The organism is Microbacterium sp. 1262, from assembly GCF_040544895.1.
In the GTDB taxonomy this organism is placed as follows: Bacteria; Actinomycetota; Actinomycetes; order Actinomycetales; family Microbacteriaceae; genus Microbacterium; species Microbacterium plantarum.
Map to the genome: position 1 here is coordinate 1,809,990 of NZ_JBEPKU010000001.1, position 20,189 is coordinate 1,830,178.

Consider the following 20,189-nt stretch of genomic DNA (forward strand, 5'->3'; position numbering starts at 1 on the left):
CGGCATCCGATCCTGCCGATCAGCCCTTCGTCGCACCTGCCAGCAGGCCGCGCACGAAGAAGCGCTGCAGGGCGAAGAACACGATCAGCGGCACGATGATCGAGATGAAGGTTCCCGCCGACTGCAGGAACCAGCGGTTGCCCCACGTGCCCGACAGCGAGTTGAGCGCCTGCGTGATCGGCAGCGCGCCCGGCGACGCGAAGATCGTCGCGACCAGCAGGTCGTTCCACACCCACAGGAACTGGAAGATCGCGAACGATGCGATGGCCGGGGCTGCCAGCGGGACGATGATGCGGAAGAAGACCTGCCCGTGGCCGGCGCCGTCGACCCGCGCCGCCTCGATGATCTCGCCCGGGATCTCGGCGATGAAGTTGTGCAGCATGAAAGTCGCCAGCGGCAGGGCGAAGATCGCGTGGGCGATCCAGACGCGGGCGAAGCTGTACTGCACCTCGTTCAGGCCGAAGCCGGGGAAGATGGGCACGTCGTTGATCGTCAGGCCCTCCGAGAAGAGGCTGAGCAGCGGAACCAGGGCCATCTGCAGGGGCACGATCTGCAGTGCGAAGACGAACACGAACAGCGCACTGCGGCCCTTGAAGTCGATCCAGGCGAACGCGTAGGCGGCGAGGGCTGCCATCACGATGGGGAACACCGTCGCGGGGATGGTGATCGCGAGCGAGTTGATGAACGCCGACGCGAGCGTCGTGGACGTCCCTCCCGACGTCAGCGCCTCGGCGTAGTTGTCGAGGGTGAACTCGGGATTGGTGAAGACGGTCCACCAGCCGGTGGACTGGGTGTCGGCACCGGGTCGGAACGACGTCACGAACAGGCCGAACGTCGGGATCGTCCAGAAGACGGCGATGATGACGGCCGCGATGGTCGCGCCCTTCGACGTCAGCTTCTTGTGGGCGATCGCCTCGTTGCGGCGGGTGTCGCGCGCCACTTGGCGCTTGGTGCGGGTGTCGACGGGCGCGGCCGGGGCTGCAACGGTCATCAGCGGATCTCCCTCTGCTTGGCCATCGATCGGGCGTTGTAGATGATCAGCGGCAGGACGAACAGGAACAGCACGACAGCGAGCGCGGACGAGTGCCCGTAGCTCTGGAATCGCTGCTGCTGGTTGACCATCTCGAAGCCGAGCACGGTCGTCTCATCGCGACCGCCGGTCATGACCGCCACGATGTCGTACACCTTGAGCGACGCGATCGTGATGGTCGTGAGGACCACGATGAGCGACGACCGGATGCCGGGCACCGTGACGTTGCGGAACCGCTGCCAGGCATTGGTCCCGTCCAGCTGCGCCGCCTCGAGCTGCTCGGTCGGCACCGCCTTGATCGCGGCCGACAGAATCACCATGGCGAATCCGGTCTGGGTCCAGATGAAGACCACCAGGAGCATGAGGGTGTTGATGACCGGCTTGATGGCGAGCCACTGGATCGGATCGCCGCCGAATGCCGTGACGATCGCGTTGAGCAGGCCGACCTGCTCCCCCTGGCGGGCGTCGTACATGAACTTCCAGATGATGCCGGCGCCGACGAACGAGATCGCGACGGGCATGAACACCAGGACCTTCAGGACCTTCTCGCCGCGGGCACGATCGATGAACACCGCGTACGCCAGGCCGATGGCGACGGAGATCGTGGGAGCGAGGAGCGCCCACAGGATCGTGTTGACGACCGAGGCCGTGCCCGTCGGGTTCGTGAACACCCAGAAGTAGTTCTCCAGGCCCACGAACTGCTCGCCCGACTTGTCGTAGAACGACTTGAAGATCGTGGCGATCGCGGGGTAGATCAGTCCGAGCGCCAGCATGATGCTGGCCGGGGCCATGAAGAGGATGAGCTGGAACAGATAGCCCGCGCCCTGACGCGACCGGAAGTCCGCGAAGAAGAGCAGCGCACCGACGAGCAGCGCGATCGCGACGACGTAGAGGACGGCGTTGGCGTAGGGCCGCAGCAGCAGGAAGGCGAGCACCGGGATGACCAGGCACGCGACGAGCCGCATGATGAAGTAGCCGCGACCCGGGCGGGGCGCGTACTCGATGAGCACCAGGATGATGCCCACGACGAGCCCGAACACGGCCAGGATGACGGGGATCTGGATGAGCGGGTTCATCGCGCCCAACCAGAGGAAGAAGCTGTTGAGCGAGAACCCGATCGTGATGCGCGACGATTCCTCGCTCGATCCGGTGAAGATCAGCAGCAGGAGGATGGCGACGATCAGGGCGAATCCGGCGGCGACGATGATCCGAGTGATCGACCGCCCCTTCGGATCGGTGGCGTGCGTGGTGGTGGGAGGTTCGGTGTCGACGGGTCTGTCGACGGTCGTCTGCGACATGTGGATCCCCTTCTGAGTACAGCGGCGTACCCGGGCGGTACGGACGGGAGGAGCGGGGCCGGGCTTGTGCAGCCCGACCCCGCTCGGCTCAGCCGATCGTCAGGCGACGATCAGTTCTCGTAACCGGCCTGGATGTCGGACAGGACCGTCTCGGTGTCCTTACCGTCGATCCAGTCGACCATGCCCTTCCAGAACGAGCCCGAGCCCACCGTGGACGGCATCAGGTCGGATGCGTCGAAACGGAAGACCGTGGTCTCGTCCTGCAGCGTCGTCATGGCTTCCTGGAGGAACTCGCTCGAGGCGAGCGAGGGGTCGGCGTTCTTGTTCGCCGAGATCACGCCGCCGAGCTTGACGCGCGCGTCAGCGAACTCGGGCGAGGCCATGAACTCGAGAACCTTCTGCGTCGACTCGTCGTCCGAGAACGCGGCGACGAACTCGCCGCCGCCCTCGACCTGGAGCTCGCCTTCGGTGTACCCCGGCGTCAGGAACGCGTAGACGTCACCGTCGGGAGCGACCTCGGGGGTCGCGCCGTCGGCGGTCTGCACGTCGAGGAAGTTCGCCGACAGGAACGAGGCCTGGTGCGTGAGGGCGCAGTCACCGCTGGCGACAGCCGCGGCCACGTCGCCGAACGCGGTCGAGTTGATGCTCTTGACGTCGCCGTAGCCCGCGTTGACGTACTCGGGGTTGAGCAGGATCTCGCCCACCGCGTCGAACGCGGACTTGATCTGCGGGTCGGTGAACTTCACGTCACCGGCCACCCACTGGTCGTACACGTCGGGGCCGGCCTGGCGCAGGACGAGGTCCTCCACCCAGTCGGTGCCCGGCCAGCCCGAGGCGGCGTCGGAGGCGAAGCCGGCGCACCACGCGGGACCGCCGGTCGTCTGCACGATCTTGTCGGTGAGAGCGATCATCTCGTCCCACGTCTTGGGAATCTCGACGCCCCACTCGGCGAACTGCTTCGGCGAGTACCAGACGTAACCCTTCAGGTTCGCGAGCATGGGTGCCGCGTAGAAGGTGTCGTCGAACGTGCCGTACTGCTTCCAGTCGGGCGACCAGTTCTCGTCGACCGCGCTCTCGACCGCCTCAGTCGCGGGCAGCACCTTGCCGGTCTCGACGAGCGTCTTCAGCAGGCCGGGCTGCGGGACGATCGCGATGTCGGGGGCGTCGCCACCGGTCACCTTGGTGACGATGTTGCCCTCGAACGACTTGTCGCCGGTGTACTCCACCTTGATACCGGTGTCCTCGGTGAACTGCGCGAACGACTCGTTGAGTGCGTCAGCCTCACCACCGGTGATGCCGCCCGAGATGCGGACGGTCGTCTTCGCGTCGCCGCCGCCCTCGCCGCCGCCTTCGCCGCCACCTTCGGCGCACCCAGCCAGCACCAGTGCTGCCGCGCCCACGAGGGCGACGGGGGCAAGAAGACGGTATCGCTGTGACAATGCCATGTACTTCTCCTCTATCGGGATCATCGTTCACCCAGAGGAGCCTTGTCCGCATCCATTGGGGAACCGATTCCAGGACAACCTACTGTCCCGCCGAGTCCGGCACAACCAGCGGAATATCACGGATTGACAACCATCCCATGTGGTAATAAGCGAGGCCGTGGGAGCGCTCACACTCGAGGCGCCTGGAACCGGTTCCCGGTCGCGGTCGAAACCGCTACGCTCTGGTGGGAGTCCCCCGGCAGGTCTCCCCGAACGGACGAGGAGGTCCCATGAGCACCATCGCCGACGTGGCCACCCGTGCAGGGGTGTCGAAAGCGACGGCGAGCCGCGCCCTCACCGGACGCGGGTACGTGTCCGACGAGACCCGCAGGCGCGTCGCTGCCGCAGCACAGGAGCTGTCGTATGTCGCGCACTCGTCGGCGATGAGCCTCGCGACCGGTCGCACGCAGACCGTCGGCGTCGTCATGCCCCACGTCAGCCGATGGTTCTTCGGAGAGGTTCTCGAGGGCATTCAGGCGGCTCTCCTGGAGCACGGCCTCGACCTGACCCTGTACGACGCTCGCCCGGGGACGGAGACGCGGCGCCGGGTGTTCGAGGACTTCCTGGCCCGTCGGCGCTTCGACGGTGTCATCGCGGTGGGCCTCGAACCTGCCGAGAGCGAGCTGGACGCACTGCTGGCGCTGGGAAAGCCAGTCGTCAGCGTCATCGGCACCGAGGGCGACACCAGCCTCGTCACGCTCGACGACGCGCACGCCACCGCTCTCGCGACCGCGCACCTCGTCGAGCTGGGGCATCGCCGCATCGCGTTCCTCGGTGGCACCGACTCCACGCACTGGCCTCACGTCGAGTCCGAGCGATACGCCGGCTACGAGTCGGAGATGCGTCGCGCCGGTCTCGCCGACGAGATCTCGCGGGTGCCGGCCGAGCTCTCGATGCCAGCCGGGTACGCTGCCGCGGTCGACCTGCTGAGCGACCCCGCCGCCCGACCCACGGGCATCGTTGCGGCCTGTGACGACGTCGCGATCGGAGCGATCATCGCCGCCCGCCGCCTCGGCATCCTCGTCCCGTCGTCGCTGAGCGTCGTCGGCATCGACGATCACGTCAATGCCGAGATGTTCGCCCTGACGACGTTGCGACAGGTCCCCCACGAGCAGGGCCGGGCCGCCGTCGAACTGCTTCTGCGCCACATCGAGGACCCCGACGCCGACACCGTGACGATGCGGATCAAGCCGCGCATGGTGGTCCGGGGGACGACGGCGGGAGCACCCGGACACAGCTCCGTCGCCGTCCGCGACTCGACCCTCTCCCGCCGCGACTGAGTCCGGCGCAGACGACGACGGCCCCGGATGCAGCATCCGGGGCCGTCGTGCTGCTCTCGAGTGAGAGCGGGGAATTACTTGAGGGTGACCGTCGCGCCGGCCTCTTCGAGAGCGGCCTTCGCCTTCTCGGCGGTCTCCTTGTTCGCGCCCTCGAGGACGGCCTTGGGAGCACCGTCGACGACAGCCTTGGCCTCGCCGAGGCCCAGCGAGGTGAGCTCGCGGACCGTCTTGATGACCTGGATCTTCTTGTCGCCGGCAGCCTCGAGGATGACGTCGAACGAGTCCTTCTCCTCCTCGGCCTCAGCGGCACCAGCGCCACCAGCGGCGCCGGCAACGGCGACGGGGGCAGCAGCGGTGACGTCGAACTTCTCCTCGAACGCCTTCACGAACTCGCTGAGCTCGACGAGGGTCAGGCCGGCGAACTGCTCGAGCAGCTCCTCGGTGGAAAGCTTCGCCATGATGTATCTCCTAGATAGATGGGGTTGGTGTAAGAGCTCGCCTGTCGCTCACGCGGCGTCGGCGGTCTCCAGCTTTTCGCGAAGCGCGTCGATGGTGGCGGCAGCCTTGCCCATCGTCGCCTTCATCATGCCCGCGGCCTTGGCCAGCAGAACCTCGCGGCTCTCGAGCGAGGCGTACTTGTTGACCTCGTCGGCGGTGAGGGCGTTGCCCTCGAAGATGCCGCCCTTGATGACGAGGAGCGGGTTGGCCTTGGCGAAGTCACGCAGAGCCTTGGCGGTGGCGACGAAGTCGCCGTGCACGAACGCCACGGCCGAGGGACCCTTGAGGTCCTCGTCGAGCGCCGTGATCCCCGCGTTGTTCGCGGCGATCTTGGTCAGCGTGTTCTTCACCACGGCGTAGTTCGCGTCCTGACGGATGCTGTTGCGCAGCTGCTTGAGCTGGGCCACCGTCAGACCGCGGTACTCGGTCAGCAGAACGGCAGTCGAGTCCTCGAATGACTTCGTGAGCTCGGCGACCGATGCGTCCTTCTGCACCATGGTCACTCCTTGATGTGTGCCTGACGCCCCGCGGTGGCGGAGCGCCGGCCTCGACCAGCCCCGGACATGACAAAAGCTCCGGCGCAGAGGCACGGAGCTCGGTTCCCGAAGGAGAAGTTCAGTGTCACCTGCGCGGGCCCCTGCAGTGCAGAGCTTCGATCACGAGTGCGCTCACGCGCACACCGATGACCAGCGGTCTTTGGCTTACCCCCACCATACCCCCACACCCCCCATCCCCCAAATCCCCCCGCTTGTCGCCGAGTGCACGGCATCCCGCCCACTGCACGGCACCGCTACGCAGCGTGCCCGTGCACTCGGCGCGAGCTCGTTCGCTCGGCGCCGGCCGCGAGTTCTGCACATGTGGGGGTGGGGTGGGGGTGTCCACACATGGGTGGGGGGATGGGGTGGGGTGTGGGGGTGGGGGTGAGCATGGGCGGGATGCGCAGACGACGAGGACCGGATGAGGTGCGGGCATTGCTCCACCGCCGACGCGACCTGCAGAGCGAACGCTCGATCGACCGCTCGGTGCGGGACGGCATCCGGGTGCACGTGCGACGCGGCTGGTACGTCGACCGCGCCGCGTTCGATGAGCTCTACGCCGAGGACGCGCATCTGCTCCATGTGATGGCGGTCGCGCACGAGGTCCGGGGCCACGCGGTCGTCTCGCACGAGTCCGCCGGGGTCCTGCACGGCCTCGATCTCTATCGCCTCCGGCCGACCCGCGTCCACCTCACGACGGCCCCGGGCGCCCGGGTCTCCAGCGGCCCCGATGCATTCCGCCACTGCGCGCCTCTCGATGCGCATGACGTCGTCGAGGTGAACGGCATCCGCTGCACCTCCCTGGCGCGGACGGTCTTCGACGTCACGCGCACCATGACTCCCGAAGCGGCGCTCGTCATGGCCGACCGCGCGGAACGGATCTGGTGCGACCGCACGGGCCGCTCCCCCGACGACTGGCGGATGGCGATGTCCGCTCGGATCGCGGAGGCGGGCGCGGCGCGAGGGATCAGGCGGGCTCGATGGGTGGCGGGCTTCGCCGACGGCCGGGCCGAGTCGACCCTGGAAAGCGTGAGCCGGTTCCGGTTGCACCAACTCGGCTTCCGGTCGGTTCGGCTACAGGTGCCGATCGCTGGCCCGCGCGGTGCGGGCTGGTACCGCGTCGACTTCGGCCTCGACGACGCCGATGCCTGGGGCGAATGCGACGGCGTCGGCAAATACCTCGACCCGGAGGTCCGCTCAGCCCGCTCGGCAGAGAGGACGGTCCTCGACGAGAAGCGCCGCGAAGACTGGATCCGGGGTACAACCGGGCGCCGCCTCGTGCGCTGGGAACCTCGTCACGTCACCTCCCCGTCAACCCTCGCCGCCCACCTCAGGGCATTCAACATCCACCCTCCCCGTTGAGCGCACGGCTTGCCGCCGAATGACCGCGACATCTACGCACCGATGCCGTGCAATCGATGGGATGCCGTGCACTCGACGCCTACGCGTGAGGTGGGGTGGGGCGGGGGCACGCCGAGGGGCAAGGGCAGGGAGGGAGGGCGGGCGGGGTTAGGGTCGAAGGCGTGTCACCCGAACTCGCTGCTCGCATCGTCGCGGACTCGCGCGACCGCGTGGCGTGGATCCGGGCTCGCTCGCGGGGCATCACGGCGACGGACGTCGCGGCGCTGACGAGCCCGAAGGCGATTGCGCGCGCCGCCGACGCCAAGCTCATGGGCTCGGGGTTCTCCGGCAACGCGTACACCGACCACGGTCGCCGCCGCGAGCCGGAGATCGCCGCCTGGGTCGCTGCGACGCACGGCATCCAGCCATCGTCCGCGCTCTTCCACGCCGTGGTCGAGAAGCGACACCTCGCCACGCCCGACGGCGTGATGGTGGATGCCGACGGCCGTGTCACCCTCGCCGAGATCAAGACCACGAATAAGAGCTGGCGCTCGATCCCCCGCACCTATCTGCGTCAGGTGTGGTGGCAGCAACACGTCCTCGGCGCCGAGCGCACCCTCGTGGTGTGGGAGCAGCACGACGACTTCGTCCCCATCGACGACGAGCCGCGCTGCGCGTGGGTCGACCGCGACGAGCGCGAGATCCGATCACTCGTGAATCTCGCGACCGATCTCATCGACGAGCTGTACCGCCGCACGATGCAGCGGCGCGCGGCGGAAGCGCCGCGGATCGTCGCATCGCGCCCGCGCGAACCCTTTCGAGCCCTCGCCCTCAGCGACTGACCGGCCTCTCGTCACGGGCGGGGCGATCACGCCAGCGGCGTGACCACCTTGGCCTCGGCATCCCAGAGGCGCAGTCCGGTCAGTTCACCCTCGAGGGTCGGCGCCCCGACGATGCCGAGCGCGCGTCCGATCTGCTCCGCCGTCATCCGGCGCGCCAGGGTGATGTGCGGTGTCCATCGGCCTGCCGCGGTGACGGCGTAGCGCACCGGCGGCGGCCCGATGAGGTCGACGATGCGGGCGTGAAACCTCAGCAGCGCGGCCGTCATGACGAGGGGCCGGGCCAGGACGAACCTCTCCCCCGCAGCGAACACCACCGCGCCACCGAGCCGGCACTCCACCGGCAGGGCGTCACCGAGACGCGCCAGTTCGCGCCCAGCATCCGTCGACAGGTCGTCGCGCACCGCGAGAGTCACGTGGGGGCGGTTCGATTCCGAGGGATGCCGCCCCGCGCTGGGCAGGTCGGCTTCGATGAGCCGCTGCCAATCGGCCCGCACGGCCACCTCGATGCGGGTATCGGGAAGCGCCTCCACACTGAACACGTCCCCATCCTCGTCGCAGCGAAGCGCGCGCGGGAATAGTTGACGTAACTCAACGATTGAACATATAGTTGACCGATCTCAACGGTTGACTTTCGTCAACCAGTTACGCCGCCCCGCGGCTACCGAAGTACCGTCCGCCGACGATCCGCGCCAACGCAGCCGCGTCCGTCCGAATCCCAGGAGGACTCATGTCCGCTTCCGCATCCACTCAACCCGAGGGGAAGAACATGTCGCGCCGCGGCGTGCTCGAGGCCCTTTCGGGCCTTCTGCTCGGCATGTTCGTGTCGATGCTCGCCTCGACCGTCGTCTCGACCTCGCTGCCGGTCATCATCCACGATCTCGAGGGCACCCAGGCCGCCTTCACGTGGGTCGTCACGGCGACTCTGCTGACGACCGCGATCTCGACCCCGATCTGGGGAAAGCTCGCCGACCTCACCAACCGCAAGGTGCTGTACCAGCTCGCGATCGTCATCTTCGTGCTGGCGACCGCGGCTGCCGGCTTCTCGCAGTCCCCCGAGATGCTGATCGCGTTCCGCGCGGTGCAGGGCATCGGCGCCGGTGGCCTCGCCGCCCTCAGCCAGGTGCTGATGGCCGACATCATCAGCCCGCGCGAGCGCGGCCGCTACATGGGCCTGTTCGGCGCCGTCATGGCCGTCGCCACGATCGGCGGCCCGCTGCTCGGCGGCGTCATCACCGATGCCTGGGGCTGGCGCTGGAACTTCTTCGTCGCCCTCCCCGTCGCCGTCGCCGCCCTGCTGATCGTGCAGCGCACGCTCCACATCCCCGCGCACCCGCGCAAGGAGACGCGCATCGACTACCTCGGCATCGTGCTGCTGTCGGCATCCGTCTCCCTGCTGCTGATCTGGGTGACGCTCGCGGGCGACTCGTTCGAGTGGATGAGCGTCGAGACCCTCCTGATGGTCGGTGGCGCCGTCATCGGCGCGGTGCTCTTCGTGATCACCGAGCTCAAGGTGCGCGAGCCGCTCGTGCCCCTCACGCTCTTCCGCAACCTGACCTTCACCCTCTCGGTGATCGCCTCGATCGCGACGGGCATCGCCATGTTCGGCGCCTCGGTGTTCCTCAGCCAGTACATGCAGCTCGCCCGTGGAGCCACCCCCACCGAGGCCGGCCTCATGACCATCCCGATGATCGGCGGACTGCTCGTCGCGTCGATCGGCGTGGGCGCGCTGATCACGCGGACCGGCCGCTGGAAGCCGTTCCTCATCGTCGGCGCACTGCTGCTGATCGGCGGAGCGAGCCTGCTCTCCACGATCCACTACGACACCGACTTCACGCTCGTCTCGATCTACATGGCGATGCTGGGCGCGGGCATCGGCATGACGATGCAGAACCTCGTGCTCGTCGTGCAGAACACCTCTCGCCCCACCGAGATCGGCGTCGCGAGCTCGGGCGTGACGTTCTTCCGGAGCCTCGGCGGCACGATTGGCGTCTCCGTCATGGGGGCGGCGCTCGCCTCGCAGGTCACCACGCTCGTCAGCGATCGGAAGGACGACATCCAGGCCGCGCTGATGTCGCTCGGCGACCAGGCCCAGACCTGGGCCGCGCAGCTGCAGTCGGGCACGCTCCCCCAGGTCTCGGCGATGCCCGAGGCGCTGCGGATCGTCTTCGAGGACATCTACGCCACCGGCATCTCGCACTCGTTCCTCATCGCCGTGCCGTTCGCGGTCCTGAGCCTGATCGCGATCGTGTTCCTGCCGAACAAGCCGCTGACGACGATGACCACCACCGAGCGTCTGCAGGCCGGCGAGGCCGACCTGGCCACCGTGTCGGTTCCGGAAGGCATGAACGCCCTCACCGCGACCGGCGCCGTCCACACGGATGCCGCCGACTCCGACGCCCCGGTCGACGCGGAGACGCGCCGCTCGGCTCGATAGGGTGATCGGGATGACCGCGCGAGAGTCCGCCGAGTCCCGGGGGTGCACCACCCCCGGGACTTCCGGCCCGTGGGGATCGGTCTTCGACGACGAGCGCACCGCGGCCGTCCGAGCGCTCGAGCTCGAGTTCGGTGAGCTGTTCACGCACGTCCGGCGGCTGTTCGCCGAGAACGCCGACCGGCTGAGCCCGGGAATGCTCCCGGGCGCGTACAAGGTGTTCACGACGATCGCGCGCCGTGGCGAGATCACGCTCTCCGCCCTCGCCGAGACGCTCCACTCCGACAAGGGCCAGATCAGCCGCACGGTCCGCGAGCTCGAGGAGCTCCAGCTCGTGCAGCGCACGCCCGACCCCGCTGACGGCCGCTCGAGCCTGCTCTCGGCCACCCCCGACGGCATCCGCCGGCTCGACGCCGTCCGCGCGCCGCGCGAGAACTCGCTGCTGACCGCGCTCGAGTCGTGGCACGTCGACGACATCCGCGAGCTCACCCGACTGCTCCACGCCCTGTCGTCATCCGAGACGCCCGACTGAACGCCCTCGCTCCCGCTTCCGGCGACGCCGAGCTTCTCCCTCCGGTGACCGCGGCGTAACACGGTCGAGACAATCTCACGATTGACTGAGATCGACCGAGCATCATCGCCGCCGACGCCGCGGTGTGAGGAAGGAGCGACGGATGAGATTCCGGCCGCTGCGCACAGCAACCGCCTCCCAGCCGACGACGCCGGCCGAGGCGACGCCCGAGACGATGCGAGCGGTCGTGTTCGATGAACCCGGCGCGCCCGAGGTTCTCCGCGTGACCGATGTCCCGGTGCCCTCTCCCGCCCTGAGCGAAGTGCTCGTGCGAGTGGTGGCCGCCGGTGTGAACCCCATCGACACCAAGACGCGGCTGGGACGCGGTGTGGCAGGACTCATCGATCGCTGGCCGAGCACCCTCGGCTTCGACTTCAGCGGCGTGGTCATCGCGAGCCCCTACGAGACCCACGAGCTGCAGCCCGGCACCGAGGTGTTCGGCATGCTACCGTTCCCCCGCTCGGGTGGCAGCTACGCGGAGTACGCCGTCGTGCCCTCGCTGTCCGTCGCCCGAAAGCCCGCGAGCCTGTCGCATGTGGAGGCGGCGGGGGTTCCCCTCGCCGCGCTCACCGCTTGGGGGCTGGTGGTCGAGACCGCCCACGCGCACGAGGGACAGCGAATGCTGATCCACGCCGGATCGGGCGGGGTCGGTCACTTCGCTGTGCAGCTCGCCGCGTACTTCGGCGCACAGGTGACCGCCACCGGCTCGGACCGCAACCTGCCCTGGCTGCGCGAGCTCGGCGCTTCGGTCGCGATCGACTACGCGACGACGCGCTTCGAGGACGTCGTCGGCGAGATGGATGTCGTCATCGACCTCGTGGGCAACGTGCACGACGACACCGGTTCCCGCTCGCTCGGGGTGCTGCGTCCGGGCGGTCTGTACGTCATGGTCCCGACCGGCGGATGGCCGGGGTACGCCGAGGCTGCCGCAGCGGCGGGCGTACGCGCGACCGGGTACAAGGTGATCCCCGACGGCAGCGTGCTGGCCACCCTCGGCCGCCTGCTCGACTCGGGCGCCATCCAGGTCTTCGTCGACAGCGTCCACGACCTCGCCGATGTCGCCGCCGCTCACATCGAGGTCGAGCGGGGTCACTCCCGCGGAAAGGTCGTCCTCACGGTCGCGGAGTCCTGAGTCCCTCCCCGCCCGGCGGAGCGGCTTCGCCGAGCACGCACCGTCCAGCCCACCACATACCGTCACAGCGACACTCTCGCGCCGAGGGTGCACTCTCGGCGAGCCGAGCTCGGGATCAGGCGGCGGGCTCGAGCACGCGCCGGGCTTCTGCGACGATCTCCTCGGCGACCGCGTCGAGGAGCGGCGAAGCGAGGTTCCACTGCTGCCAGTACAGCGGCACGACGATGTCGTCTCCCCCGAGCCGCACCAGCTCGCCCCGTTCCACGTGCACGCGTGACTGCAGTGTCGGCAGGAGCGCCCACCCGAGGCCGAGCAGCACGGCGGTCGCGAAGTCCTGGGATGCCGGGACGCGGTGCCGCGGCGGTGCGTCGGCAGCCACACCCGCGCCGCGCAGCCACCGGGTCTGCAGCTCGTCGCGGCGGTCGAAGTCCACGACCGGCGCCGACGCGAGTCCGGCGCGATCGGGTCCTGCGCCCACGCCCGCGCCCTCCGCGAACCATCGCCTCGCAAAGGCGGGCGTTGCGACCGCCTCGTACCGCAACGCGCCGAGCGCCGACACCCGGCATCCCGCCACCGGAACCCGCCGAGAGGTCACCGCGCCCATGACCGTTCCGCTCTCGAGCAGGCCGGCGGTGAAGTCCTGATCGTCGCGATGCAGGTCGAACACGACATCCCGTGCGGACGCGACCCGGGCGAGCGGCGGCAGGAACCACGTCGCGAGCGAGTCGGCGTTGACCGCGAGCGGAACGCTCGTGGCCTCTTCGTCGGCCCCCTCGAACGCGTCGCGCTCGAGCAGGGCGAGCTGGCGGGCGTAGCGCACGAAGCGGTGCGCCGCCTCGGTCGCGCGCGCAGGCTTCGACCGCACGAGCAGAACCTGGCCGGCGACGCGCTCCAGAGCCCGCACCCGCTGGCTCACGGCGGATGGCGTGATGTGCAGACGACGCGCGGCGGCATCCAGGCTCCCCTCGTCGAGGATCACCGCGAGGGTCTCGACCAGCTCGACCGGAACGCGCATCTTCAGCTGTGCTTCATCGACTGCAGATCCATGAACTGGACTGTACCGACCTGCGACCCTAGCGTCGACTCGTGCTCTCCGCTTCCCTCTCGGGCCTCGGCCTCGGCCTGTCGCTCATCGTCGCCATCGGCGCGCAGAACCTGTTCGTGCTGCGGCAGGGCATCCGGCGGGAATACGTTCTACTCGTCGCGACCATCTGCGCCGTATCCGACGCCGTGCTGATCGTCGCGGGGGTGACCGGCCTCGGCCTCGTGGTGGCGGGCCTGCCGTGGCGGGTGCCCGTCGTGCGGTGGGCCGGCGCGGCGTTCCTCCTCGCCTACGGCCTCCTCGCTGCTCGTCGTGCCTGGCGCCCCAGCGGGCAAGCTCTCGACGCGCGGGCGGCGACCGAGCGCCCCGCGCCGGCCCGCCGCGCCGCCGTCGCGCTCACGTGCCTCGCGCTGACCTGGCTGAACCCCCACGTCTACCTCGACACCGTCTTCCTCCTCGGGAGCATCGCCGCGACCCACGGCGACGACCGCGTCTGGTTCGCTGTCGGCGCTGTGACGGCGAGCGTCGTCTGGTTCTTCGCGCTCGCGTTCGGAGCGCGCCTCCTCGGGCGCGTGCTCGCGACTCCGGGCGCGTGGCGCGTGCTCGACGGGCTCGTCGCCCTGGTCATGATCCTCCTCGCCGTGAGCCTCGTCTGGCCGTGAGGCAGGATGAGGGGATGCGAAGCGTTCACGTGGTCGTCGAGGGCCGTGTCCAGGGCGTCGGATATCGCTACAGCCTGCTGCTCGAAGCTGATAGGCGCGGCGTCGCCGGCTGGGTGCGCAACCGTAGCGACGGCACCGTCGAGGCTGCCCTGGAAGGCACGGATGACGCTGTCGACGCGGTGCTCGCCTGGATGGCGGAGGGCCCTCCCGGGGCGCGGGTCGACGCGGCGCGGGTCACCGACGCGGCGCGCATCGGCTCGATGGGCTTCGAGGTTCGCGACACCCAGTGACCGAAGCCGCGGCACCGCGCCGGCGCCGCGACCGGCCTCACGACGCCGGCAGACCGGCGGCGAGCTCGCGCAGCACGTCTCCCGCGTCGTCTCGCGTGGCGAGGCCTGCGGCCTGGCCCGCCCACAGCGACGAGAGCTCCGGGTCACCCCCGGCGGCGGCGCGGAAGACTCCCGTGAGCCAGTTCTGCGCCGGGAATGGCGCGATCACCCCCGCGGACTCGATGTGGCGGACGGCGCGATTCGGGATGCCGCGCGCGAGGCGCCCGCTCATCGCACGCGTGAGCACCGTCGACGTGTCCTGCGCCCCGGCGATCGCGGCGCGATGGCCCTCGGATGCGGCCGACTGCCGCGTCCGGAGGAAGGCGGTCCCGACCTGCACCCCCGAGGCCCCCAAGGCGAACGCTGCGGCGACGCCGCGCCGGTCGGCAACGCCGCCCGCGGCGACCACCGGCACGGACACGGCGTCGACGACCTGCGGCACGAGAGCGAAGGTCCCCACGAGGGAATCCTCCGGCGCCCCGAGGAACGAAACGCGGTGACCCGCGGCCTCGGCGCCGCTCGCGACGATGACGTCGACGCCGCCGGCCTCGAGCGCCCGTGCCTCGGCGACCGTCGTGGCGGTCCCCATCACGCGGATGCCCAGCCGATGCGCGTCTTCCACGACCGCCGACGCGGGCACGCCGAACACCACGCTCAGGACCGCGGGTCGTGCCTCCCAGATCGCAGCGAGCTGCTCCTCGAGCGGCGGCAGGAAGCGCTCCGGCAGCTCGGGTACGGCCGCGCCCGCGACTGCGTAGAGCGGCCGCAGCGCGTCGCGCGACGGCGCGGCATCCACTCCGTGCGGCGTGACCTCGTCGCCGAGCGGCAGCCACAGGTTGAGAGCGAACGGGCGAGCCGTGCGCTCTCGGATCGACGCGACGGTCTCGCGGATCCGCGTGCCGTCGTACCCGTAGAGCCCGAACGACCCGAGTCCACCTCCCTCACTGACCGCGGCCGTCAGCGCCGCGGACGACAGACCCCCGAAGGGTCCGAGCACGATGGGCAGATCGATTCCGAGGACATCGGTGAGGGAATGCCGCATGAGCCGACGCTAGCGCGATCCGGGCGAGCCCGGAACGACGAACGGGGCCTCACCCGAAGGTGAGACCCCGTTCATGCGAATCGCGATCAGACGAGCGCGTTGACGTCCAGCGGGATGCCGGGGCCGAACGTGGTCGACACGGCGCCCTTCTGGATGTAACGACCCTTGGCGCTCGAGGGCTTCAGACGGACGATCTCCTCGACCGCCGCGTTGAAGTTCTCTTCGAGCTGTTCGGCCGAGAACGACGCCTTGCCGACGACGAAGTGCACGTTGGCGTGCTTGTCGACACGGAACTCGATCTTTCCGCCCTTGATCTCCTCGACGGCCTTGGCCGGGTTGGGGGTCACGGTGCCGGTCTTCGGGTTGGGCATGAGGCCTCGGGGACCGAGGACCTTGCCCAGGCGGCCGACCTGGCCCATGAGCTCGGGCGTCGAGACGGCCGAGTCGAAAGCGGTCCAGCCGCCGGCGACCTTCTCGATGAGCTCGGCGCCACCGACCTCGTCAGCGCCGGCGGCGATGGCAGCCTCAGCGGCCGGGCCCGTCGCGAAGACGATGACGCGAGCGGTCTTGCCCGTGCCGTGGGGCAGGATGACCGTGCCACGGACCATCTGGTCCGCCTTGCGCGGGTCGACAGCGAGCTTCAGCGCGACCTCGACAGTCGAGTCGAACTTCTTCGAACCGGTGTCCTTCGCCAGAGCGACGGCCTCGGTGGAGCTGTAGAACTTGTCGCGGTCGATCTTCGCCGCGGCTGCTTCGTAAACCTTGGACTTAGCCATTGTGTTCTCCCCCTCAGCTCTCGACCGTGATGCCCATGGAACGGGCGGTGCCGGCGATGATCAGCGAGGCGGCCTCGATGTCATTGGCGTTCAGGTCGGGCATCTTGGCCTCGGCGATCTCGCGGACCTGGTCCTTCGTGAGCTTCGCGACCTTGGTCGTGTGAGGCGTGGCCGAACCCTTGGCGACTCCGGCGGCCTTCTTGATGAGCTCCGCGGCGGGCGGGGTCTTCAGGATGAACGTGAAGCTGCGGTCCTCGTAGACGGTGATCTCCACGGGGATGACGTTGCCGCGCTGCGACTCGGTCGCGGCGTTGTACGCCTTGCAGAACTCCATGATGTTGACGCCATGCTGACCGAGCGCGGGGCCGATCGGCGGCGCCGGGTTGGCTGCTCCGGCGTTGATCTGAAGCTTGATCAGGCCGGTCACCTTCTTCTTCGGTGCCATTCGTTTTCCTTTCGTCGAGCGGATGCCGGCGGCATCCCTCTCCCGCACGCCCGGCATCTCCGAGCGGCGGTTGTGTCATGCAGGCGCACAAGCGCCCGCAAACTCCCCAAGCTTACCGCATCCTCGGCTTCGAGGATGCTGGCGAGGGCGGCGCCGGGACGACGAAGCGCCCCGGCCGCCGGGTGGCGGACGGGCGCTCGTCGACGTGATGTCGCGTTACTGCTTGGTGACCTGGTCGAACGAGAGCTCGACGGGCGTCTCGCGCTCGAAGAGCGACACGAGCACCGTGAGCTTGCCGCTCTCGGGCTTGATCTCGCTGATCGAGCCGGGAAGGCCGGCGAACGAGCCCTCCTTGATCGTGATGGTCTCGCCGATCTCGAAGTCGACCTCGGTGACGACGCTGCGCGTGGGGGCGGCGACGCCCTTGGCCGCGCCGGCCTTGGCGGGAGCCGCTTCCTTGACCTCGACGAGCGACTTCAGCATGTTGAACGCCTCGTCGAAGCGCAGCGGCGTGGGGTTGTGGGCGTTGCCCACGAAGCCCGTGACACCGGGGGTGTGGCGGACGACCGACCAGGTGTCTTCGGTGAGCTCCATGCGGACGAGCACGTAGCCGGGGATCCGGACGCGCGTGACCATCTTGCGCTGACCGTTCTTGATCTCGACGACGTCCTCCATCGGGACCTCGACCTGGTAGATGTCTTCCTCGACCTCGAGCGTCGACTTGCGCTGCTCGATGTTGGCCTTCACCTTGCGCTCGAACCCGGCGTAGGAGTGAATGACGTACCACTTGCCCGGCAGCATGCGCAGCTCGGTACGGAACGCCTCGTACGGGTCTTCGTCGTCGCCGACGGAGATCTCGATGCCGGCGGCGGCCTCGAACTCGGAGAGGTAGTCGACGGCCTCCTCGGAGACCTCGACGTCGGGCTCGGGACCGTCGTAGGGCTCGACCTCGTCGGCCGCCTCAGCGGCCTGCTCGGCGATCTCCTCCTCGAGGGAGTCGGTCAGGACCTCCGCGGCGGCTTCGGCCTCGGCGGTCTCGTCGATCTCGAGCGCGTCGTTCACGACGGCGTCGGCCTCGGGGTCGTCGATCTCCACACCGTCGAGGTCGGTGTCGTCCTGCTCGGCCTCATCGTCCACGACGTGGACAGCGGCGTGCTCGGCGGCGTCGGAGGCGCGCTCCTGGCCTGCCAGCACGTTGCCCTCCTGGGCTTCGTCGTCCTCGCTGGACTGCTCGGCGGCCGTGGCCCAATCGACGTCGTCGGGGATGCGTTCTGACACTGCGTTCTCTTCCATCGGTTGTCGGGATGCCTGGCTGGCAGGCATTCGCGGGTCGTGCGGGCTGGGCCCGTCGATCAGCCCGGGACGCCGAAGACGACGGTCGTGATCCAGACGAACAGGACGTCGAGGCCGTAGACGAGCGCCATCATGACGACGACGAATCCGAGGACCACTGCCGTGAACTTCACGAGCTCCTGGCGGGTCGGGGTGACGACCTTGCGGAGTTCGGCGAACACCTGGCGGATGAAGATGATGATCCGCGCGAAGATGTTGGGCTTCTTCTCGCGGGGCGCGCCACCTGCGGCGACGACTTCGCCACCCTCTTGGACCATCGAACCCACCTGATACCTTCCGTGTGCCGGCTGACGCCGACGCGCAGGGCGGACAGGAATCGAACCTGCAACCTGCGGTTTTGGAGACCGCTGCTCTGCCAATTGAGCTACCGCCCTAGAGATCCTTCGGACCCCGGGGTCTACGCCCGCATTCCTCCACGGCCGTCGAGTCTTCGACGCTTGGGCATGGCGAAAGAATGCAGATTTCGACTGCTCCTCTCAGTGTACGTCATGACCGCCGGGGTCGCGAACGTCGGCGCGATTTCGGCACGGGCTCCTCCCCTGGCGCGACGTGGGACGAGTTGCCCACAGGGGCACGTACGTTCGACGGGAATGTCTGAGGCTGGTGCCAGGATGGGAACATGACAGCGAACCGTGGTAGCGGGCTCGGGGGTGACGGCGCCGCGGATGCGTCGCCGCACGCCGAGGCGTTCTCCGTGTTCGCTGAGGCGCTCGACCTGTTCCATGCGGCCGATGTTTCGCGGGTTCGGGCGTTGGCGGAGCTGGGCCGGTCGGCGATGCGTGAGGCGCGGCGTGACGGCGTGCGGGGGATGGCGTCGGACATGGAGTTGCGGTCGGTCGCGGCCGAAGCCGCGGGGATGGCGCGGCTGACGGACCGCAGGTTGCAGGGTGAGATCGACCACGCGATGACGGTCATCGACGACTACCCCGCCGTGTTCGAGGCGTGGGTTCAGCGGCGGATCGAACGCGGCCACGTCGATGTGGTCGTGCGGGTCGGCGCCGGGGTGCCGCACGAGGTGCGGTCGGCGTATGCGGAAGCGGCGGTCGCGGTGTGTGAGCGGGATGTGCCTTCCCGGGTGCGCGGGACGCTGGAGGCTCTTGCGGCGAAGTTGCACCCGCAGACCTTCACCGAGCGGCACAAGACTGCGGCGGCGGAGCGGTGCGTGCGGGTGTTCCACGGCACGGACGGGATGTCGAACCTCGTCGCCAACCTCCCGACCGTCATCGCCGCGGGGATGCTCGACCGGCTCACGCAGATGGGGCAGTCGGTGAAGGACGCCCGGGTCACGACTGGTCCGGAGGGCGGGTCGGATGCCGCGGGGTCGGGCGAGCCGGCGGATGCTGGTGGGGCGGATGCCGCCGACTTGGCCGCGGACCCCGATACGCGGACGATGGATCAGCTGCGGGCCGACATCCTCGGGGACCTCGTCCTCGGTGGGGCACCCGTCGTCGACCCCACGTACGGGACCGACCGGGCCGGTGGGCTCGGCGCCATCCGGGCACGCGTGCAAGTCGCCGTCACCGCCGAAACCCTGATGGGGCGCGACGAGAACCCCGCCGAAGCCGTGGGCGCGGGGCTTGTCGATGCCGACACGGTCCGCCAGCTCGCCGGGCAGGTGTCCGAATGGGACCGACTCTTCATCGACCCCGTCACCCGCACACCGGTCGAGATCGACACCTACCGGCCCACGGCCTCGATGAAGAAGCTCTTAATGGCGCGGGATCAGCACTGCCGGTTCCCCGGATGCCGCCGCGCCGCGATCCGCTGCGAACTCGACCACACCATCGATTACGCCCTGAGTGGGCACACCCACATCTTCAACCTCGCCCACCTCTGCCAAAGACACCACTCCATGAAGCAATTCACGAAATGGGAAGTCCGACAGGTCGGCGGAGGAGTTCTCGAATGGACCTCACCCCTCGGCCGGGTCTACCGCGAAGACGTTCCCATACCGGCGGTCTGCTTCACCATCGACACCACGGATCCGCCACCGGATGCGACACGCGGCGGACCACCGCCGGACGAACCGCCACCCTTCTGAACCGGTCCGGTTGCCATGAGCATGAGGCGGCGGTCGATAACTGCGCGTCGATTCTG

21 protein-coding genes and 1 tRNA gene are annotated in these 20,189 nt (G+C 68.9%); 9 read left to right on the top strand and 13 right to left on the bottom strand.

Features of this window, described 5'->3' with window-relative positions; genetic code table 11:
• Positions 1-19: 19 nt before the first annotated feature.
• From ABIC53_RS08650 to ABIC53_RS08660, 3 genes are all read right to left on the bottom strand, one after another.
• Positions 20-991 carry a carbohydrate ABC transporter permease gene (locus ABIC53_RS08650; RefSeq protein ID WP_112613533.1) on the bottom strand — a complete coding sequence of 324 codons (972 nt, stop codon included), beginning with the start codon at positions 989-991 and terminating at the stop codon, positions 20-22.
• Entirely contained in the window at positions 991-2,328 is a 1,338-nt protein-coding gene (locus ABIC53_RS08655; protein WP_112613531.1) for a carbohydrate ABC transporter permease, read from the bottom strand. Before ABIC53_RS08655 ends, ABIC53_RS08650 begins: the two co-directional genes overlap by 1 nt.
• A gap of 110 nt (positions 2,329-2,438) precedes the next feature.
• Entirely contained in the window at positions 2,439-3,773 is a 1,335-nt protein-coding gene (locus tag ABIC53_RS08660) for an ABC transporter substrate-binding protein (RefSeq protein ID WP_354451128.1), read from the bottom strand.
• Positions 3,774-4,042: 269 nt separating this feature from the next.
• Here ABIC53_RS08660 and ABIC53_RS08665 point away from each other — a divergent pair, with 269 nt between their 5' ends.
• Positions 4,043-5,092, top strand: a complete 1,050-nt coding sequence (locus ABIC53_RS08665; protein WP_274177452.1) for a LacI family DNA-binding transcriptional regulator — start codon at positions 4,043-4,045, stop codon at positions 5,090-5,092.
• A 74-nt stretch (positions 5,093-5,166) separates the two neighbouring features.
• Here ABIC53_RS08665 and rplL read toward each other — a convergent pair whose 3' ends face one another.
• Both rplL and rplJ read right to left on the bottom strand, forming a co-directional pair.
• On the bottom strand, positions 5,167-5,550 hold the full coding sequence (gene rplL / locus ABIC53_RS08670; RefSeq protein ID WP_023952029.1) for a 50S ribosomal protein L7/L12: 384 nt from the start codon (positions 5,548-5,550) through the stop codon (positions 5,167-5,169).
• 48 nt (positions 5,551-5,598) lie between these two features.
• Positions 5,599-6,087 (bottom strand): 50S ribosomal protein L10, encoded by a 489-nt coding sequence (gene rplJ, locus ABIC53_RS08675; RefSeq protein ID WP_112613525.1) that lies wholly within the window; start codon positions 6,085-6,087, stop codon positions 5,599-5,601.
• 438 nt (positions 6,088-6,525) lie between these two features.
• Here rplJ and ABIC53_RS08680 point away from each other — a divergent pair, with 438 nt between their 5' ends.
• Complete coding sequence (locus tag ABIC53_RS08680; RefSeq protein WP_354451131.1) at positions 6,526-7,488, top strand: hypothetical protein; 963 nt, start codon at positions 6,526-6,528, stop codon at positions 7,486-7,488.
• Between the two features lie 161 nt (positions 7,489-7,649).
• Entirely contained in the window at positions 7,650-8,309 is a 660-nt protein-coding gene (locus tag ABIC53_RS08685; RefSeq protein WP_112616890.1) for a YqaJ viral recombinase family protein, read from the top strand.
• A 26-nt stretch (positions 8,310-8,335) separates the two neighbouring features.
• On the opposite strand, the gene ABIC53_RS08690 is transcribed toward ABIC53_RS08685, so the two are convergent.
• Positions 8,336-8,848, bottom strand: a complete 513-nt coding sequence (locus tag ABIC53_RS08690) for a 2'-5' RNA ligase family protein (RefSeq protein WP_354451133.1) — start codon at positions 8,846-8,848, stop codon at positions 8,336-8,338.
• 188 nt (positions 8,849-9,036) lie between these two features.
• On the opposite strand from ABIC53_RS08690, the gene ABIC53_RS08695 reads away from it, so the two are divergent.
• The 3 genes from ABIC53_RS08695 to ABIC53_RS08705 all read left to right on the top strand — a co-directional run bounded on the left by ABIC53_RS08695 (position 9,037) and on the right by ABIC53_RS08705 (position 12,443).
• Entirely contained in the window at positions 9,037-10,743 is a 1,707-nt protein-coding gene (locus ABIC53_RS08695; protein WP_240309684.1) for an MDR family MFS transporter, read from the top strand.
• A gap of 10 nt (positions 10,744-10,753) precedes the next feature.
• Positions 10,754-11,272 carry a MarR family winged helix-turn-helix transcriptional regulator gene (locus ABIC53_RS08700; protein ID WP_354451135.1) on the top strand — a complete coding sequence of 173 codons (519 nt, stop codon included), beginning with the start codon at positions 10,754-10,756 and terminating at the stop codon, positions 11,270-11,272.
• A 142-nt stretch (positions 11,273-11,414) separates the two neighbouring features.
• Positions 11,415-12,443: an NADP-dependent oxidoreductase gene (locus tag ABIC53_RS08705; protein WP_274177448.1), complete on the top strand. Its 1,029-nt coding sequence runs from the start codon at positions 11,415-11,417 to the stop codon at positions 12,441-12,443.
• Positions 12,444-12,558: 115 nt separating this feature from the next.
• Here ABIC53_RS08705 and ABIC53_RS08710 read toward each other — a convergent pair whose 3' ends face one another.
• On the bottom strand, positions 12,559-13,458 hold the full coding sequence (locus ABIC53_RS08710; protein WP_274177447.1) for a LysR family transcriptional regulator ArgP: 900 nt from the start codon (positions 13,456-13,458) through the stop codon (positions 12,559-12,561).
• Positions 13,459-13,529: 71 nt separating this feature from the next.
• On the opposite strand from ABIC53_RS08710, the gene ABIC53_RS08715 reads away from it, so the two are divergent.
• Positions 13,530-14,147, top strand: coding sequence for a LysE/ArgO family amino acid transporter (locus tag ABIC53_RS08715; RefSeq protein WP_354451138.1), 618 nt, complete (start codon positions 13,530-13,532; stop codon positions 14,145-14,147).
• Positions 14,148-14,161: 14 nt separating this feature from the next.
• Positions 14,162-14,437 (top strand): acylphosphatase, encoded by a 276-nt coding sequence (locus ABIC53_RS08720; RefSeq protein ID WP_114588097.1) that lies wholly within the window; start codon positions 14,162-14,164, stop codon positions 14,435-14,437.
• A gap of 37 nt (positions 14,438-14,474) precedes the next feature.
• Here ABIC53_RS08720 and ABIC53_RS08725 read toward each other — a convergent pair whose 3' ends face one another.
• The 6 genes from ABIC53_RS08725 to ABIC53_RS08750 form a co-directional block, all read right to left on the bottom strand.
• Positions 14,475-15,518 carry an NAD(P)H-dependent flavin oxidoreductase gene (locus tag ABIC53_RS08725; protein WP_274177445.1) on the bottom strand — a complete coding sequence of 348 codons (1,044 nt, stop codon included), beginning with the start codon at positions 15,516-15,518 and terminating at the stop codon, positions 14,475-14,477.
• Positions 15,519-15,604: 86 nt separating this feature from the next.
• Positions 15,605-16,294 carry a 50S ribosomal protein L1 gene (gene rplA / locus ABIC53_RS08730; protein WP_112616874.1) on the bottom strand — a complete coding sequence of 230 codons (690 nt, stop codon included), beginning with the start codon at positions 16,292-16,294 and terminating at the stop codon, positions 15,605-15,607.
• Between the two features lie 13 nt (positions 16,295-16,307).
• Positions 16,308-16,739, bottom strand: coding sequence for a 50S ribosomal protein L11 (gene rplK, locus ABIC53_RS08735; RefSeq protein ID WP_023952050.1), 432 nt, complete (start codon positions 16,737-16,739; stop codon positions 16,308-16,310).
• 216 nt (positions 16,740-16,955) lie between these two features.
• Positions 16,956-18,017 (bottom strand): transcription termination/antitermination protein NusG, encoded by a 1,062-nt coding sequence (nusG, locus tag ABIC53_RS08740; protein ID WP_181574192.1) that lies wholly within the window; start codon positions 18,015-18,017, stop codon positions 16,956-16,958.
• A gap of 74 nt (positions 18,018-18,091) precedes the next feature.
• On the bottom strand, positions 18,092-18,349 hold the full coding sequence (gene secE / locus ABIC53_RS08745) for a preprotein translocase subunit SecE (RefSeq protein ID WP_114588099.1): 258 nt from the start codon (positions 18,347-18,349) through the stop codon (positions 18,092-18,094).
• 44 nt (positions 18,350-18,393) lie between these two features.
• Positions 18,394-18,466 (bottom strand) — tRNA-Trp (locus tag ABIC53_RS08750).
• A gap of 245 nt (positions 18,467-18,711) precedes the next feature.
• Here ABIC53_RS08750 and ABIC53_RS08755 point away from each other — a divergent pair.
• Positions 18,712-20,133 carry an HNH endonuclease signature motif containing protein gene (locus tag ABIC53_RS08755; protein WP_354451142.1) on the top strand — a complete coding sequence of 474 codons (1,422 nt, stop codon included), beginning with the start codon at positions 18,712-18,714 and terminating at the stop codon, positions 20,131-20,133.
• Positions 20,134-20,189 lie beyond the last annotated feature (56 nt).